Source organism: Pedobacter sp. W3I1 (assembly GCF_030816015.1).
Lineage (GTDB): Bacteria > Bacteroidota > Bacteroidia > Sphingobacteriales > Sphingobacteriaceae > Pedobacter.
On the sequence record NZ_JAUSXN010000001.1, the window covers coordinates 4250317 to 4265631 of the forward strand.

A 15315-nucleotide genomic window follows, 5' to 3' on the forward strand; every position below is an offset into this window, starting at 1 on the left:
TTAATATTTATTGATTAATATTTCTGTAGTTTCTGTAATTAATTCATTGTGGCGTTTGAAGATGACATCCAGCACCAAACCTTGATCATTCCACATTTTTATGTCGCCGTTAAGCTGTTCGCTAAGTCCTGTCATCAAACTCATGCCAAGTGATTCGATATTTTCAGGATCAAAGCCTTCTGGTAAGCCAATTCCGCTATCCGCAATTTTCAGTTCGCAGGTCTCTTCTCCGGTAAACAGGAAAGAAATGTGCACTTTACCTTTTTGATCACCCGGAAAGGCATACTTAATCACATTGCTAATGGCCTCGTTCAGGATTAAACCAAGCGGAACAGCCTGTGCAACGTCTAATTTAATCGCCTCTGTTTCTAAGGTGAATTGAATTTTCTTATCGGTACCGAAACATTCGATCATGTAATCGACCAGTTCTTTGATGTACCATTTCATGTCGATTTCGGCCAGATTATCAGATTGGTAAAGTTTCTGGTGAATGAGCGACATGGCATGCATCCTGTTCTGACTATTTCTGATGGCCACCAAAGCATCTTCATTATCTAAATAAGCCGACTGGGTATTAAGCAGGCTGATGACAATCTGCAGGTTATTTTTAACCCGGTGATGGATTTCGCGCAGGAGCCATTCTTTTTCGTCGAGTATTTTTCTGAGCAGTTCGTTCTGTGCATTGATTTCGTTCTGCTTTTGTTCTAAAACGAGGTTGCTGCGCCTTTTTAAACGATAACGGTTATAAATCAAACCCACAAACATGACGGCGATAAAAAGTCCGGCGATAAATATATACCTCAGCCTGCCCTCGTTTTCGATCGTAACTTTTTGCAATTGGTTTTTCTGACTGAGCAATGCAATGTCTTTATCTTTTTTCTCCGTCTGGAATTCGATTTCCAAACCCGAAATCTGCTTGTTTTTTTCGTTGTTCCAAATAGAATCTGTTAATCTTTTATAGGTTTTATAATGTGCCACTGCCGACCAGGGTTTATTCAATGCCGAGTCTACATCAAACCAAAGCCGGTGCAACTGAGAAAGTGCCAATAAGTTTTTCTGCTGCAAACTTTGTTGTTCATGTTCTTTTAAATAGCCATCGGCAGCTACAAACTGTTTATCGTGGATCAGTTTCCTGATGATACTCCGGTATAGATAGATCTGATTTGGATCATCTTTGGGTAAATCGTGATGGAACTTTTGCAGCATCTTAAAATAAGGTTCGGCCTTGCCATATTGTTCAATATCGTAATAGGTGTTGAACAAAATGTAGGGGACACGCAGCTTCATCTGTGTATCTGTTGGTGGATATTTTTTAATCAGTTCTTTCAGCACCGCTATTCCTTCTTCAAACCTTTTCATCCGAACATAAATGGTGGCTACATTAGCCATAATGGTTTGCATATAACCCGGGTCTTTATAGCGTTCCGCAATTCTCTTGGCCTCTAACCAATAAGACAAAGCTTTTTGATCATTCCGCAGATAATAGTAGGTTAAACCCAGGTGATTGTTTATAGAACTTCTTTGCAAACTCGTATCGGCCAGTTGATCTGCAGTTTTTTCGGCCAGCAAACCGTACTTCAATGCATTGGAAAAGTTGCCCAAACCAATATTGGTGATACACATATTGTTGTAAACACCCTGTAGTTCTTTAAATCCAATGGCTTTGTAAACAGCAAGAGATGAATCCATCAATTTAATGGCATAGGCAGGCTGTCCTTTGATGTTGTAATAATCACCCAGGTTTTTGAGCGAATTCCCTTCTTCTAATTTGTTCCCCGCCTGACGGTATAAGGTCAGCGATTTTTCATTGTAAACAATCTTCTTTTCGAGATCTTTTCCTTCGTTACTAAAAAGAGCACCCATAGCAGCGTAAGCGGCTGCCAATTGATCTTTTAGATCCATTTTACCAGCAAAAGCGATGGCTTGCTCATAAATTTTAGTACTGCCAACTTTATCTCCCGATTCGTGGAGGATATTGCCTTTGAGCACCATACTTCTGGCTATTCCTTTAGGGTATTCGATTTTACCAGCCAGGATAAAAGCTTGTTGCCGGAGATTCATTGCAATGGCCAAATCACCTTTCATTTCCCCTGGCAAATTGAGGTAATATGCACCAAGATCAACCAATAAATCGACCTTATTTTCTGTTTGACCAAGCCTCCGGAGTTTTATTTCAGCAGCCTCTACCTCAGCTTTCGTTCTAATGCCCTGCCCTTTTGCAAAGACAGGGTTTATCAGAACGAAAGTGACTAACAAACATTTGATGTTGGCGATTAAAAAATTGGTTGCGCTATTGGTCAGCATATTTAAAGCTTAAATCGTTTTTGCCTGTTTGGTACTGTAATAGCAAATCACCATGGCAATACCTGGCAATACAATACCTACCAAGCCAAAAAGCTGCCCAATCCAGGCACCCAGCAGACATCCGGTTAAAAAGCCACCGAGTGTAATTAATCCTTTGTTTATGCCAGAAAGAAAATCAGCATTCTTAAATCCTGAATTGCAAAAAGACCTGATATCAAGTGCGAACTGGGTTACATTACCCGTCATCATGGTTGTTGGCCCATAGGTTTCTTTTGCAAAAAGTTTCCCAAATGCATTTTGCAAACCCATTGCGAAAACCACAATCATGGTAACCAGGTACATGGGCCAGGTGATTTCTCCGTTGTCGATATAGCCTAGCGAATAGGCAATTGCCCCACCAAGCAAAAGGATAATCCCTTCACATAAAAGCAGAAAATGCCTGTTCGAAAATCTCGCCGATATCCAGCCACCGGCCATAACCGAAAGCATAAATATTGGGAAAGTTAGCAGCTTGATCCATGCATCACCATCAGAGCCTTTAATCATTTGATAAGCGAATACAATAAAGTTCCCAGTAACGTGTGCCGAGAAAATTTTATCAGCGGCAACGAAGGTAATGGTATCGCAATAACCAGCTATAATGGTCAATACAAGAGTTACAAACCAGATATTGTTCTGTTTTTCTTCCATTTCGTTTTTATTTTATGATAAATGGGCTCTCAACATCCAGGCCATGGTTTCGTGTGTTTCCATTAAGCCTGTAATGTAATCGCTTGTTCCGGCATCTTTCAATGCACCAGCGTAGTTGTCGATATTTTCTCTTAAGTGAATCAAGATACTTTCGTGATCAGCAAGCAGCATTTTAATGTAGGTTGCTGCGTCGTTTTTACCACGGTCGTCTTCTGTCAAATGGGTTAACTCCAGGAACTGTTTAAGTGATGCCGGCGCATAATGGCCTAATTTGCGGATGCGTTCTGCAACTTCATCAACAATATCTTCCAGTTCCGTGTATTGTGCTTCGAAAAATTTGTGTTTGTTGTAAAAATCTGGTCCTTCTACGTTCCAGTGTGCTTTGCGTGTTTTGGTGTATAAAACGTATTCATCTGCAAGAATTTTACTTAATGAATGTGCAACCTCGGCAAGGTTATCTGCGCTGATTCCAATTTTAGCTTCCATGATTTTGTTATTTTGATGTGTATATTAATTAAAAAATGTATTGATTAAATAATGATCTATTGAGTAGCTTCCTGAACCAATTACAAGCAGAAACAGCATGGAAAGTGTGTACATGTAGGGCACATCCCGAACCTCAATTGAATCTTTCCTGTGCACTACAAAATACCCGATTGCCGTTACGCCAATGGATGGCAGGAGGAAAAGCCGTGTTCCAAAACCTATGGTAACGAGAAATGGCACAACGGTATCCGAAAATGTAGCTACTAAACCATTCAGTTTATCGGGTAATCCTAAGGGATTAGGCACATGCTCCTTTTCTCCATTTTGAACACGGAACTTTTTCATTCCATGAACCCTGAAGAGTTCGAGCATGAGCAGCATCCTAAAAACAAGTACAGCCCAGTTGTTAAGGTCTGATCCTAAATCAGAATATAACAGGTATTTGATGATATTTTCCATTTTTAAAAAGCAAAACATGAGCAGCCCAATGCGCCCCAAAATGCAGTATAATTATTTACAGGGAGATTACTTGTTCTTACCGCATCGTGATTGTGGTTGTGCACATTACAGCTTCCAACACAAGAATGCACCATCGCTAAAACCGAATCGGTTCCGTTTGCAGCTTTTGTTTTTCCCTGCTGATTGGTTTTGTGCGTAGCTGGTGAATAATATCCATTGTAGTTCTTCGTTGGTGACCAATCGGGCAGAATTGGGATTTTTGGTGGCGAAAAGGAAGAGAAATCGCCTTTTGCATAAACAATCTTGCCATCAACGATGGTTAAATCAGATTCGATACTTTTGATCTGTTCATCAGCAACTTCGAAATAATCGTGGTTTAGTACTGCCAGATCGGCAAGCATACCTATTTCAATATCACCTTTCTTTTGCTGCTCGTTCGAAAACCAGGCGCTACCTCTGGTGTAAAGTTCTAAGGCCGTTTCTCTGGTCAAAACAGTATTTTCATTATAGATTTTTAAACCGCCAACCGTTTTACCCGCCGTTAACCAAAACATTGATACCCATGGATTGTAACTGCTTACACGTGTGGCATCAGAACCGCCACCAACAGGAACTTCCATTTCGAGCATTTTTTTAACCGGTGGTGTTTGCAAGGCAGCTCTTGTGCCATACCGTTCGGTGAAATATTCACCCTGATAAGCCATTCTACTTTGAATCGCTATACCGCCACCTAAAGCTTTTACACGTTCAATGTTCCGTTCATCAATGGTTTCGGCATGGTCGAAAATCCATGGCAAACCTGCAAAAGGAATATCTTTATTTACCTTTTCGAAAACATTTAAAAAGCGGCCAATACTTTCGTTGTAAGTGGCATGAAGCCTGAAGGGCCATCTTTTTTCGACAAGCAAACGCACTACACGTTCTAATTCCGGTTCCATATTATCGGAGAGGTCTGGCCGTGGCTGCAGGAAATCTTCGAAATCTGCTGCAGAGAAAACCAGCATCTCACCTGCCCCATTGTGGCGGTACATATCATCGCCCTGATAAAGTTTTACCGTATTGGTCCAGTTATCAAAATCTTCAAATTCCTGTTTCGGACGTTGCGTAAATAAATTGTAAGCAATACGAACGGTAAGTTGTTTTTGCTCATTCAATTCGTTTACTACTTTATAATCGTCGGGAAAATTCTGAAAACCTCCACCAGCATCAATTACACTGGTAATGCCGAAACGGTTCAGTTCTGTCATAAAATGACGGGTAGAATTCACCTGATGTTCGTAAGAAAGTTTCGGGCCTTTTGCAAGCGTAGAATATAAAATCATCGCATTTGGACTCGCGATGATCAATCCTGTAGGCTCTCCTTTTGCATCTCTCTGAATTTCTCCACCCGGAGGCACAGGCGTATCTTTTGTATATCCTACGGCTTTAAGCGCAGCACGGTTCATAAAAGCGCGGTCGTATAAATGCAGAATAAACACAGGCGTTTCTGGCGCAATGGCATTTATTTCTTCCAGTGTAGGCATCCTCCTTTCAGCAAACTGAAATTCCGACCAGCCTCCAACTACGCGCACCCATTGTGGCGATGGGGTAATGTCTACCTGCTCTTTAAGCATCCGCAAGGCATCGGCCAATGATGGAACGCCATCCCAGCGTAATTCCAGGTTGAAATTTAACCCACCGCGGATTAAGTGAATGTGCGAATCGTTAATGCCTGGAACAACCCGTTTTTTACCTAGATCAATCAGCCTTGTTGCAGAACCCGAAAAACTCATGATATCGTTATCATTACCAACGGCGATGAACTTCCCGTCCTTAATGGCAATGGCTGTTATTTCTTCCCTCTGTTTGGCAATGGTATGTACCTTGCCATTGAATAAAATGATATCTGCATCCATAGTATTTTCTTTTTTAGGAGTTAAACTGTTTGAGATCTTAATTTTTAATGGCAGCAATTGCTTCCTGAATTCCTTCTCCCGCAGTTGTAAAAAAAGCAGGTCCCGCCAAAAGGATCACTTTAGCTACCGATTTAAAGGTTGCCATATTCTTTTCTTTTAACCAGGTTTGGGTTCTGTAGGCTTCGAAAATGCCTTTTACTACATTTCCGGCAACCAATGCCGTTGGCGAATCAATCCCGGCATCTTTTAAATCACTTGCAAAAGAAAAATTGTTTACGCCAAGTTTAAGTGCCTCTCTCATGGCTATGCTGCCTATACCGGTCATTAAATCAGGTGTAAATTTATTCCGATCTCCAAGGCCAATTAAAAGCAGGTGTTTACCGCCTATGGTACCTTTTGGTGGAGAAATTAAGATGGTTTCGTTGGCGTGACCCAAAAATTTCCCGCTTTTGCGGATTTCTGTGAGCAGACCTTTCATATCCTGATCTAAGTGTACCAAACCATTTAATGCTGGTGGAAGTGCGGGTGGAGAATTAAAAATATCGCCCTCTGTATATTCGAAAACACAGGCAATTTGTAAATCGCTAACTTGTGCCGACGGGCCCTGAACAACACCTTCGATGGCAATTCCATCTACCGTACCCCAGACTTTGGCCGTTCCGATTGCCGTGGTTGCTTGTGCAAATGCCGTTCCTGTAACGAATACAGAAAATATGATGATGGCTACCCTAAAGTTTTGGATAGCAGCTATTGATTGTTTAGTGAAGTTATTTTTCATTTCCTATTGTTTAAAATTTGTATGATACCTGAGCATTAAAAAACTTTGAATTGTCCCAGAGTGGTACGATATCTTTTATAAAATCACCTACCCTGAAATATTGTCCTCCACAACTCAATGAAAGGTTGTTATTGAATTTATAATCTGCACTGAGCAGATAAGTAGTACCGATAAAGCGATGATTGGAAAAGGAACCCGCGGTGTTAAAATTTCCGCTCGGGCGATAGATGCCATCGTTTGTAGAATACCTCCAGTTGAAAACAACATCAGTCTGGATGCTTAATTTGTCTGTTAAGCTTAGTGTTAAGTAGGGATGCAGATCAATTAAATTCGATGGTCCGATGAGTGGGTTAAAGCCAAAATATCCTCCTTTAGGGTATAAGGGGTTAAAGGTCTGTAGCTTTCCATCCCCCGCTTTCTGGTCGCCTGATATATAATCATTCCGAAGGTTGATGGATGGCTTAAACCTGGTTTGTTCGAAAGTATAACCGAATTCAATAGCCATTGTCCAGGCATCGATATTGCCATTTCCAAATTTCCCGAACTGGTAAGCAGCTTCTACATTATAGATAAAGCCTCCGCCACTTTTCCAATATCGTGTAGCTAGCGTATGCCTCACTTCTTTTGCTACGCCTTCCTCAAATTCAGCATGATCGCGTCTAATGCCTAAGTAGTAAAAATCGAAGTTTCCACCTTTTTGGATATTGAGGTTGGAGTAAGCACCCCAAAGGTTAGCCTGATGGCTCGGACGGTTATCGAATACCCCAAAATTAACTTCATCGGCTTCTAAAACGAATGCATCGAGCGAAAATCGGGGTGTTGCATACATTACTTTCGCTCCGGTAAAATATTGCCGGACTGTTGTACCTTCTCTCACAGAAATTAACCTGCCTGAGCCATAATTAATTTCCTGCCGGCCTACCCGAACGGCTAATTTATTGGATGAGTCTTTAAGTATCCTGTATTCTGCAAAAAGATTCTGAACCGCAAGCTGGTCTTCATCAACCGGAGATGGCCCATATTTACTGCCATTTTCCAGGGCACTGTTTACCTGCGCAAAGAACCTCAGTCGAGCTCCAATATTTAAATCAGCATAAAGCGAGTAGCGTTGTAAAAAAGAATAATTGAAACCCTGATCTTTGATCCAGTCCTCATTTATTTTCCCTCCATATTCCTCCCTGATCTCGCCACCAAAACTGAGGTATACTTTTTTATTTACAGAAAGTGGCAGGAACTTTAAGGTGTGATAAAAGTTCCTGACCGAATCTTTCAGCATGCTATAATCCTCATCGTAGCGCATAAGCCTGATGCTTTGGCCATGTACAGTTGCTATTGAAAAGCAAATACAAATGGCCACTATAATTGCCAAACGGGGATAATGAATGCTCATTTATCTTAAATGACAATTAGTGTTTTATCATTTTATGTGCGTACTGGATACCAATACCATAACCAGCACCGTATTTTTTCATTAAAGTGGTTACAGGTTCGTAGGTTTCGGTTCTGGCCCAGTCTCTTTGCAATTCAAGGATATACTGTACAGAAGTTACCGGTTTTACACCTGCATGTACCATTCGTTGAACTGCACGTTCATGTGCCTCATCGCTTACATCCCCGCAGGCATCAGTGATGACGAAAACATCAAAACCTTCTGATAAGGCTGATAAAGCCGGACCAACAATACATACACCTGTCCAAAGACCAGCCAATACAAGTTTCTTTTTTCCGGTTGCGGTGATTGCTTTATAAGCGGGTCCATCTTCCCAGGTATTCATCGAAGTCCTATCGATATAATTTGACGTAGCCTGAGGATAAAACTCTTCAATTTCAGGAAAAACAGGGCCGGCAAAAGATTCTTCTGCAACTGTAGTTACAATAGTGGGTACGTTAAAGATTTTAGATGCGCCACAAACAATAGCCACATTGGTACGAAGTTCGGTAATAGAAATGCTTTTCGTTGCAAAAGCCATTTGCCCCTCAAAATCGATTAATACCAATGCATGGTTTTCCGGAGATAATAAGTCTGGTGATGGTTTCATAATTTAATATTTTTTGTTTTCCTCACTGTTCCAAGAAACATACCACCAAATAAAGCACTATATATCAATAACTTATACAAAACACTAAGAAATATGATTAACTATATATCGTTGATTTACGAATTTTACGTTTTATTAACCGCAAAGGACGCAGAGGGAAAAGGCGTGTGTGTTTTAACCAGAGAACGCAAAGGAAAGCACTGAGGACACAGAGTTGGGTGCACTATTCCATCATCCATTTTACATATTCCATCTTTTAACCACAGAGAACACTAAGGAAAGCGCACAAAGACGGGTGCTTAGTTAATTTACTGAACACCAGTTAGATCAGGTGGTTGTCACCCTTGGAGGTCAGAGCACGAGAAGTCGTCATTCCCTCGCAGGCGGGAATCTTAAAGCATATTGCATTACGATTCCCAATCAAGTTGGGAATGACGACACATCGAAAAAGAATCAACGAAGATATTAGATCCCGATTCTGCGAAAATTTTCTAAATCTGCGGGATAAATAATCTGAAACACAACCAATAACGAAATAATATAAAAAATATTAACACATAATAAACAAAATAAAACTTTAATAATCAATTGATTAAAAAGTTAAGTAACGAAATTTCGTTACACATTTAACACATTAAAAATCAATATTTAATTTTATAAATCTTACCTTAGCTTCATGGAAAGCAAGGGTAATCTGTCTGAAGTTCGAAATGCAAAGAATACTCACCTAAATACAAATGTGGCCTCCACTCTTGAAAATGAAAATACCTTACTGCTTAAAAAGCTTAAACAAAAGGAAATAGAAACCGCGGTACTGTTATCTTTAAGTAATTCAATCGCCTCTATACGCAACAAACTCGATCTCTTCGACGTCATCGATCAAAAACTAAAAAAACTATTTGATTTTGATGATTTCGTCATCTGTTTGATCAACAATAATCAGGAAACACATAGTGCTTTCATCTACAACCAGAAAGAAGATTTTCTAAAAACAGCAGGTATAGCGCCTAAGGCTTCAGAAAAATACACGCTCGATGATGGCATGTGCAGGGCGATGATCTCGTCTGAAAAACCGATCGTTTTCAATGTTGAAGAAGTTTTAACGTGGGATGATGCACCAGCCTGGCTGGAATTTTGGCATAACAAAGGCATCAAAGAAATGATCGGTCTGAAAATGACCGACAGATCTGGCTGTATCGGTTTCTTTTACCTCTACACTAAAAACGCAAATTCATTATCGAACATTTATTTTGATTTACTTCAGGGCATTTCGCTGCAAATTTCAATAGCGATATCGAACATCCTGGCAAACGAAAAAATTGAACAGCAGCTTGCGGAAATCAACGAATACAAACAAAAACTTGAAGACGAGAAAAGTTACCTGCAAGAAGAGATCCAGCATAAATACAACCATACAGAGATTATTGGACAGAGCGAGTCGTTAAAAGGCATTTTTTACCTGATTGATGCTGTGGCAGCCACGGATAGCACTGTATTGATCATTGGAGAAACCGGAACTGGAAAGGAACTCATTGCAAGGGCATTACACAATTCTTCACACCGGAGCAATGAACTGATGGTTAAAATTAATTGTGCCGCAATTCCTGCTAGTCTGGCCGAAAGTGAACTTTTTGGACACGAAAAGGGCAGTTTTACAGGCGCAACAGAGCGGCGAATCGGCAAGTTTGAACTGGCCCATAACGGTACGCTTTTTTTAGATGAAATTGGCGAACTCTCGCTCGAGCTTCAAGTGAAGTTATTAAGGGCGCTACAAGAAAAGGAAATTGAGCGCATTGGCGGTAAAAGTGTAATTAAAACAAATGTTAGAATTATAGCTGCAACAAACCGAAATTTATTAAAAGAGGTAGAAAAAGGAAATTTCAGGAGTGATCTCTATTACAGATTAAACGTATTTCCAATTTTCATCCCACCCTTAAGGGATCGATTGGATGATATCCCTCCTCTTGCCTCATTCTTCATTGAACGCATTGCTAAGAAAACCGGGCGACAGGTAGATGCCATTTCCAAAAGCGCCCTAAACAAACTAATGCGCTATCCCTGGCCAGGAAACATCAGGGAACTGGAACATTTAATTGAACGGAGCATATTATTAGCATCAGGCAACATATTAAAAGAGATTTACCTCCCTAAAATAGACAGAAATGAGGCGGTTAACCATACCGAAGAGCAGAAAATTAAAAGCATCCACGAGAATGAGCGCGACCATATCCTATCGATATTAAAACATTGCAAGGGCAAAATATCCGGTATTGGTGGGGCAGCCGAAATCTTAAACATTCCAGCTACTACACTCAACTCAAAAATTAAAAAATTTAAAATTAAACGGGAGCACATCCTGAATAAGTAAAATTGAATGATCGAATTAAACAGATGGCTTAAAAAAGCTGCAACAGTAAAGTACATCAATAAAATGGTGGTTTTCTTTGTCGTACTTGGAGCTTTTTTTTTAATTCTCATGAAGAGCAATAACAGTTCAGCCAGAAATCAGGCAAACAACTTAAATGCTAAGGATTCCCTTCAAAGGCTAAACAAACTTCTTGCGAAATCTGAGCCCGATACCAACCGGGTTAAATACCTGATTAAAATTGCCAATCATTTCATCAGTCAAAAAGAAAACAAACGCACAAATTTGGCAAAGGCGCTGCCTTATCTGCAAAAAGCACTCCGTTTAAGTGATGAACTTAAGTCATTAAATTGGGAATTTCGCAGCCTCATGATATACGCCAGTTTTCTAAACAAGAAACATTTACGCGTGCAGCAGGCCTTTACCTATGAAAAGGCGATTGCTTTAGCAAAAAAAATTGGCAATAAACATCTTGAGGCCAGCGCATGGTACTCCTATTACGTAAACATCCCAGATACTGTTTCAGATTACAAGAACAAGACATTTTATAATCGGGCGGCCACTGCACATGCCTTATATAAAGAAGTCGGCACCTCGTTCGATGAAAAATACAGAGAGGCAACGCTCTTGAAAACAATGGCCGACTTCCATTTAGAGGAAGAAAAATTTGATCTGGCGATCCAGGAACTTTATGAGGTGATTGCACTGGATAAAAAATTTAAACTCCCTGACCTACCAATGGCCTATGATTTACTTTCAGCAGTTTATGAACGCAAAGGGGAACTGAGCAAGGCTTTAAATTATGCGTTACTCAGTGTAAAAACGGCTCAAAGCCATCATGAGGAAGTACTCGGCACCTATTTAAACAGAGTGGGTTCTGCTTATGAGGCGATGGGCAAAGCCAGAGAAAGCATTATCTGGTACAGCAAAACCCTTAACGGCCAGGACAAAAAAGACCCTTACCGTTTTATTACGGCTTATGCCATTACCAGCCAGATGATTAAATTGGGTGAAGCTAAAAAGGCGCTTTCTATACTCGAAAAAACATGGAATGAGGTTGGCAATCCATCAAGCGGCCATCAATACTTTATGTTTCTGGCCTTTGGCGAATGTTATGCTGCATTAAAAAAATACGATCTGGCTAAAAATTATTTTGATAAATTACTGGACGATGCTACATTAAAAACATACTCCAACCCTTTCCAAACTTCCGTTTTCTTCTCTGTAAGTGAATTTTACTTTGCCCAAAACAAATACGAGCTGGCGCTACAATTCGCAGAAAAGGCAAGAGAAAACCAGATCAGCATGACCTTGCCAAGGCAGATCCGGTTAAATGAAATCCTTTATAAAATAGATGTATCTACCAGTCGTCCGGCTGAGGCCATTATTCACCTGCAAACCTTTCATAAGCTTAGAGATTCTATGCTTAGTCAGGATAATTTAAATACCATTGAGCGATTAAAAATCGAATTTCAGGCCTCGCAAAAGGAGAATGAAAATGAAATCCTTAGGAAGAAATCACAATTGCAAAGTCAGGAACTTAACCGCATTCAATGGATCAAAAATGTAACTGTTGCCGGACTGGCTTTTTTAACCATAGTGCTTGTTTTAATCTATGGCAGGTTTCGGTTAAAAAAGAAACTTCATGATACACTGGTAAAGAAAAAAGCCGATATAGACCTCGCTTACGCTGAACTGGAAATTAATGTTCAACAAAAAAACAAGCTGATCGAAGAAAAAGAAAGCTTAATCAAAGAAGTACACCATAGGGTGAAAAATAATCTACAGCTTACCATGAGCCTGTTAAACAGCCAAAGTTATTATTTGGAAGACCTATCGGCAATTGAGGCCATAAAAGAAAGTCAGCACCGGCTGAAAAGTATTGCGTTGATTCATCAAAAGCTCTATCAAACAGAAAATGTAGCCACCATCAACATTCAGCCTTACATCATAGAATTAATTGAATATTTAAAAGAAAGTTTAAATGATGATAAAAAGATTAGTTTCGATCTCAATATTTTAAATCTTGAACTCGATATTTCGAAAGCTGTTCCGCTTGGCTTAATTATTAACGAGGCGATTACCAATATTTTCAAATATGCTTTTCCTGATGGGCACGGCGGAAAAGTGATCATTACCCTAAAAGAATGCCAGGCAGATCACTATCAGCTGTTTATCAAGGATAACGGCATCGGATTACCCGCCGACTTTGATTATGAACAGAGCAACACCCTGGGCATTATTTTAATGAAGGGACTGAGTGCCCAAATTGATGGTGTTTTTACGATGGAAAGCAAAAACGGTGTTTCGTTAAGCTTGACTTTTATGAACAGAAATGAAGATTTATTCCCCTTGAAAGATTAATTAGAGATGGAGACTGAAAAAATTCTAATTGTTGAAGATGAGTTTATCGTTGCGCACGATCTGCAAATGATTTTGAAGCGTGCCGGCTATCAGGTTGTTGGCATTGCCGATTCGGTAAAAAATGCACAGGTTCTACTGGAAAAACATCAGGTAGATCTGGTTCTTTTGGATATTTATCTCAAAGGCAGGTTAACCGGCATTGATCTGGCGAAGGACTTAATGAAAAGCCAAATCCCTTTTATTTATATCTCCGCAAATTCGAATGAGAAAGTACTGGAGGCTGCAAAGTCTACCTGCCCTTACGGATTTATTGTGAAGCCTTACCGCGACCGGGATATTTTATTGAGCATTGATATTGCCAGGTACCGCAGGGAAAACAGCAATAACATGAAAATGAGCAGTGAGCGCTTTATGCAAGATTTTATTGTAGATATTTCAATGAAATCCTTAACCTGGCAAAAGAAAATATTAGCTATCGCAAGTGCCTTTCAACCCTATATTCCTTTCGATTTTATTGCACTTTCGGGTATCGGGAAAGATGGAAAACGATATAGCGAAATTGGAATCACCAGAAAAAATTTTAATCAGTACGATTTATTTACAGCAAATGAGTTTTTAAAGTATGCAGGTTTAAGCAGGGCAGAATACGATACTATCAATCAGCTTGTACCAGAAACCACCGCTGATGCCATTTATATTGGTGATGATTTTGAAGGGGTTAAAAGGGCCGCTCCAATGAAAAACTTAATGGCCACTACTTACCATCTTTGTTCCAATCTGGTTAAAACTTTCTACCTGGAAAATGGCGATCAAATCAGCTTTTCATTTTACAGCAGAACCGAAAATATTTACCAGCCCGCCCATATGGAGCTCCTTAATTTTTTATCAGGCACCTTAGAGAAAAAATTGGCACATATTATCGAATTGGAAAAAGCCGGAACGGAATCAGTTTTACATCAGGAAAACGACTATCCTTTAGCTAAAAAAGATTTCGAAAATATTATTGGCAAAAGCACTGCTTTATTAAATGTTTTAGATAAAATAAAAATTGTTGCGCCTACTGATACATCGGTATTGATTACCGGAGAAAGTGGAACCGGAAAAGAGGAAATAGCCAGAAGTATTCACCGCTTATCACATCGAAACACAAAACCAATTGTGGCTGTAAACTGCGCCGCATTACCAGCCGATTTAATTGAATCTATTTTATTCGGCCATGAAAAAGGCTCATTTACAGGCGCCATTGATACGAGAATCGGGAAATTTGAAGAGGCCAATGGCAGCACCATCTTTCTTGATGAGATTGGCGAAATGCCTTTCGACCTGCAGGCCAAACTCCTCCGGGTTTTACAGGAGAAAGAAATTGAGCGGATTGGGGGCAAACAACCTGTTAAAGTCGATTTAAGAATAATTGCGGCAACAAACCTCCATCTGGAGAAAGAGATTGCAAAAGGCAGGTTTAGGCTTGATCTTTTCTATCGTCTTAATGTTTTTCCAATACACGTTCCTCCGCTTTGCCGACGAAAAACCGACATCCCACTATTGACTGAATATTTTGTTCAGAAACATGCAAAGGCAGTAGGTAAAAACATTTCTGAAATTCCCACTGATTTTATGGATCGGCTGATGTTGTATGATTGGCCAGGCAATATCAGAGAACTGGAACATGTAATTTTGAGGAGTGTACTGCTTTCATCGAATGGAAAACTTAATCCAGATCATTTAGAACTTGGAATTAAAGCTGAGGAACCCCTTACCCAAAATGGAATAAAAACGATTATTGACAACGAAAGAGATCATATTATCAGGGTTTTGGAGCGCTGCAAAGGCAAGGTTGCAGGCAGTGGTGGTGCGGCCGAGCTCTTGGGCATTCCGGCAACAACATTAAATTCTAAAATTAAAAAGCTGGATATAAAACGTTAGTGATATTTAGTA

At 39.9% G+C, this 15315-nt stretch carries 11 protein-coding genes; 3 read left to right on the forward strand and 8 right to left on the reverse strand.

From position 1 onward, the window contains the following. Genes QF042_RS17435 through QF042_RS17470 form a run of 8 tightly spaced genes read right to left on the reverse strand, consistent with a single transcriptional unit; the run spans window position 1 to window position 8651 of the window. Window positions 1-2304: a histidine kinase dimerization/phosphoacceptor domain -containing protein gene (locus tag QF042_RS17435; RefSeq protein WP_307530692.1), complete on the reverse strand. Its 2304-nt coding sequence runs from the start codon at window positions 2302-2304 to the stop codon at window positions 1-3. 9 nt (window positions 2305-2313) lie between these two features. Beyond that, window positions 2314-2994 (reverse strand): YoaK family protein, encoded by a 681-nt coding sequence (locus tag QF042_RS17440; protein ID WP_307530694.1) that lies wholly within the window; start codon window positions 2992-2994, stop codon window positions 2314-2316. A gap of 12 nt (window positions 2995-3006) precedes the next feature. Next, the gene (locus tag QF042_RS17445) at window positions 3007-3480 is read right to left on the reverse strand and encodes a Dps family protein (protein WP_307530695.1); all 474 of its coding nucleotides are present in this window, start codon (window positions 3478-3480) and stop codon (window positions 3007-3009) included. A 24-nt stretch (window positions 3481-3504) separates the two neighbouring features. Then, window positions 3505-3939 (reverse strand): DoxX family protein, encoded by a 435-nt coding sequence (locus QF042_RS17450; protein ID WP_307530697.1) that lies wholly within the window; start codon window positions 3937-3939, stop codon window positions 3505-3507. A 2-nt stretch (window positions 3940-3941) separates the two neighbouring features. After that, complete coding sequence (locus QF042_RS17455) at window positions 3942-5834, reverse strand: amidohydrolase (RefSeq protein ID WP_307530699.1); 1893 nt, start codon at window positions 5832-5834, stop codon at window positions 3942-3944. Between the two features lie 37 nt (window positions 5835-5871). Continuing rightward, entirely contained in the window at window positions 5872-6612 is a 741-nt protein-coding gene (locus QF042_RS17460; RefSeq protein ID WP_307530701.1) for a M17 family peptidase N-terminal domain-containing protein, read from the reverse strand. A gap of 10 nt (window positions 6613-6622) precedes the next feature. Further along, a complete protein-coding gene (locus QF042_RS17465) occupies window positions 6623-8002 on the reverse strand; it encodes an alginate export family protein (protein ID WP_307530703.1) in 1380 nt (459 codons plus the stop codon). Window positions 8003-8018: 16 nt separating this feature from the next. Then, window positions 8019-8651 (reverse strand): hydrolase, encoded by a 633-nt coding sequence (locus tag QF042_RS17470; protein WP_307530706.1) that lies wholly within the window; start codon window positions 8649-8651, stop codon window positions 8019-8021. Between the two features lie 676 nt (window positions 8652-9327). Between QF042_RS17470 and QF042_RS17475 the strand changes: the two genes are divergently transcribed. Genes QF042_RS17475 through QF042_RS17485 form a run of 3 tightly spaced genes read left to right on the forward strand, consistent with a single transcriptional unit; the run spans window position 9328 to window position 15303 of the window. Continuing rightward, complete coding sequence (locus QF042_RS17475; RefSeq protein WP_307530708.1) at window positions 9328-11019, forward strand: sigma-54-dependent Fis family transcriptional regulator; 1692 nt, start codon at window positions 9328-9330, stop codon at window positions 11017-11019. Between the two features lie 6 nt (window positions 11020-11025). Further along, on the forward strand, window positions 11026-13380 hold the full coding sequence (locus QF042_RS17480) for a histidine kinase dimerization/phosphoacceptor domain -containing protein (RefSeq protein ID WP_307530710.1): 2355 nt from the start codon (window positions 11026-11028) through the stop codon (window positions 13378-13380). 6 nt (window positions 13381-13386) lie between these two features. Further along, on the forward strand, window positions 13387-15303 hold the full coding sequence (locus QF042_RS17485; protein ID WP_307530713.1) for a sigma 54-interacting transcriptional regulator: 1917 nt from the start codon (window positions 13387-13389) through the stop codon (window positions 15301-15303). Window positions 15304-15315: the final 12 nt, after the last annotated feature.

Coding starts and splice junctions, on each gene's coding strand:
- QF042_RS17435 (WP_307530692.1), bottom strand. CDS start 2,304: ATGCTGACCAATAGCGCAACCAATTTTTTAATCGCCAACATCAAATGT.
- QF042_RS17440 (WP_307530694.1), bottom strand. CDS start 2,994: ATGGAAGAAAAACAGAACAATATCTGGTTTGTAACTCTTGTATTGACC.
- QF042_RS17445 (WP_307530695.1), bottom strand. CDS start 3,480: ATGGAAGCTAAAATTGGAATCAGCGCAGATAACCTTGCCGAGGTTGCA.
- QF042_RS17450 (WP_307530697.1), bottom strand. CDS start 3,939: ATGGAAAATATCATCAAATACCTGTTATATTCTGATTTAGGATCAGAC.
- QF042_RS17455 (WP_307530699.1), bottom strand. CDS start 5,834: ATGGATGCAGATATCATTTTATTCAATGGCAAGGTACATACCATTGCC.
- QF042_RS17460 (WP_307530701.1), bottom strand. CDS start 6,612: ATGAAAAATAACTTCACTAAACAATCAATAGCTGCTATCCAAAACTTT.
- QF042_RS17465 (WP_307530703.1), bottom strand. CDS start 8,002: ATGAGCATTCATTATCCCCGTTTGGCAATTATAGTGGCCATTTGTATT.
- QF042_RS17470 (WP_307530706.1), bottom strand. CDS start 8,651: ATGAAACCATCACCAGACTTATTATCTCCGGAAAACCATGCATTGGTA.
- QF042_RS17475 (WP_307530708.1), top strand. CDS start 9,328: ATGGAAAGCAAGGGTAATCTGTCTGAAGTTCGAAATGCAAAGAATACT.
- QF042_RS17480 (WP_307530710.1), top strand. CDS start 11,026: ATGATCGAATTAAACAGATGGCTTAAAAAAGCTGCAACAGTAAAGTAC.
- QF042_RS17485 (WP_307530713.1), top strand. CDS start 13,387: ATGGAGACTGAAAAAATTCTAATTGTTGAAGATGAGTTTATCGTTGCG.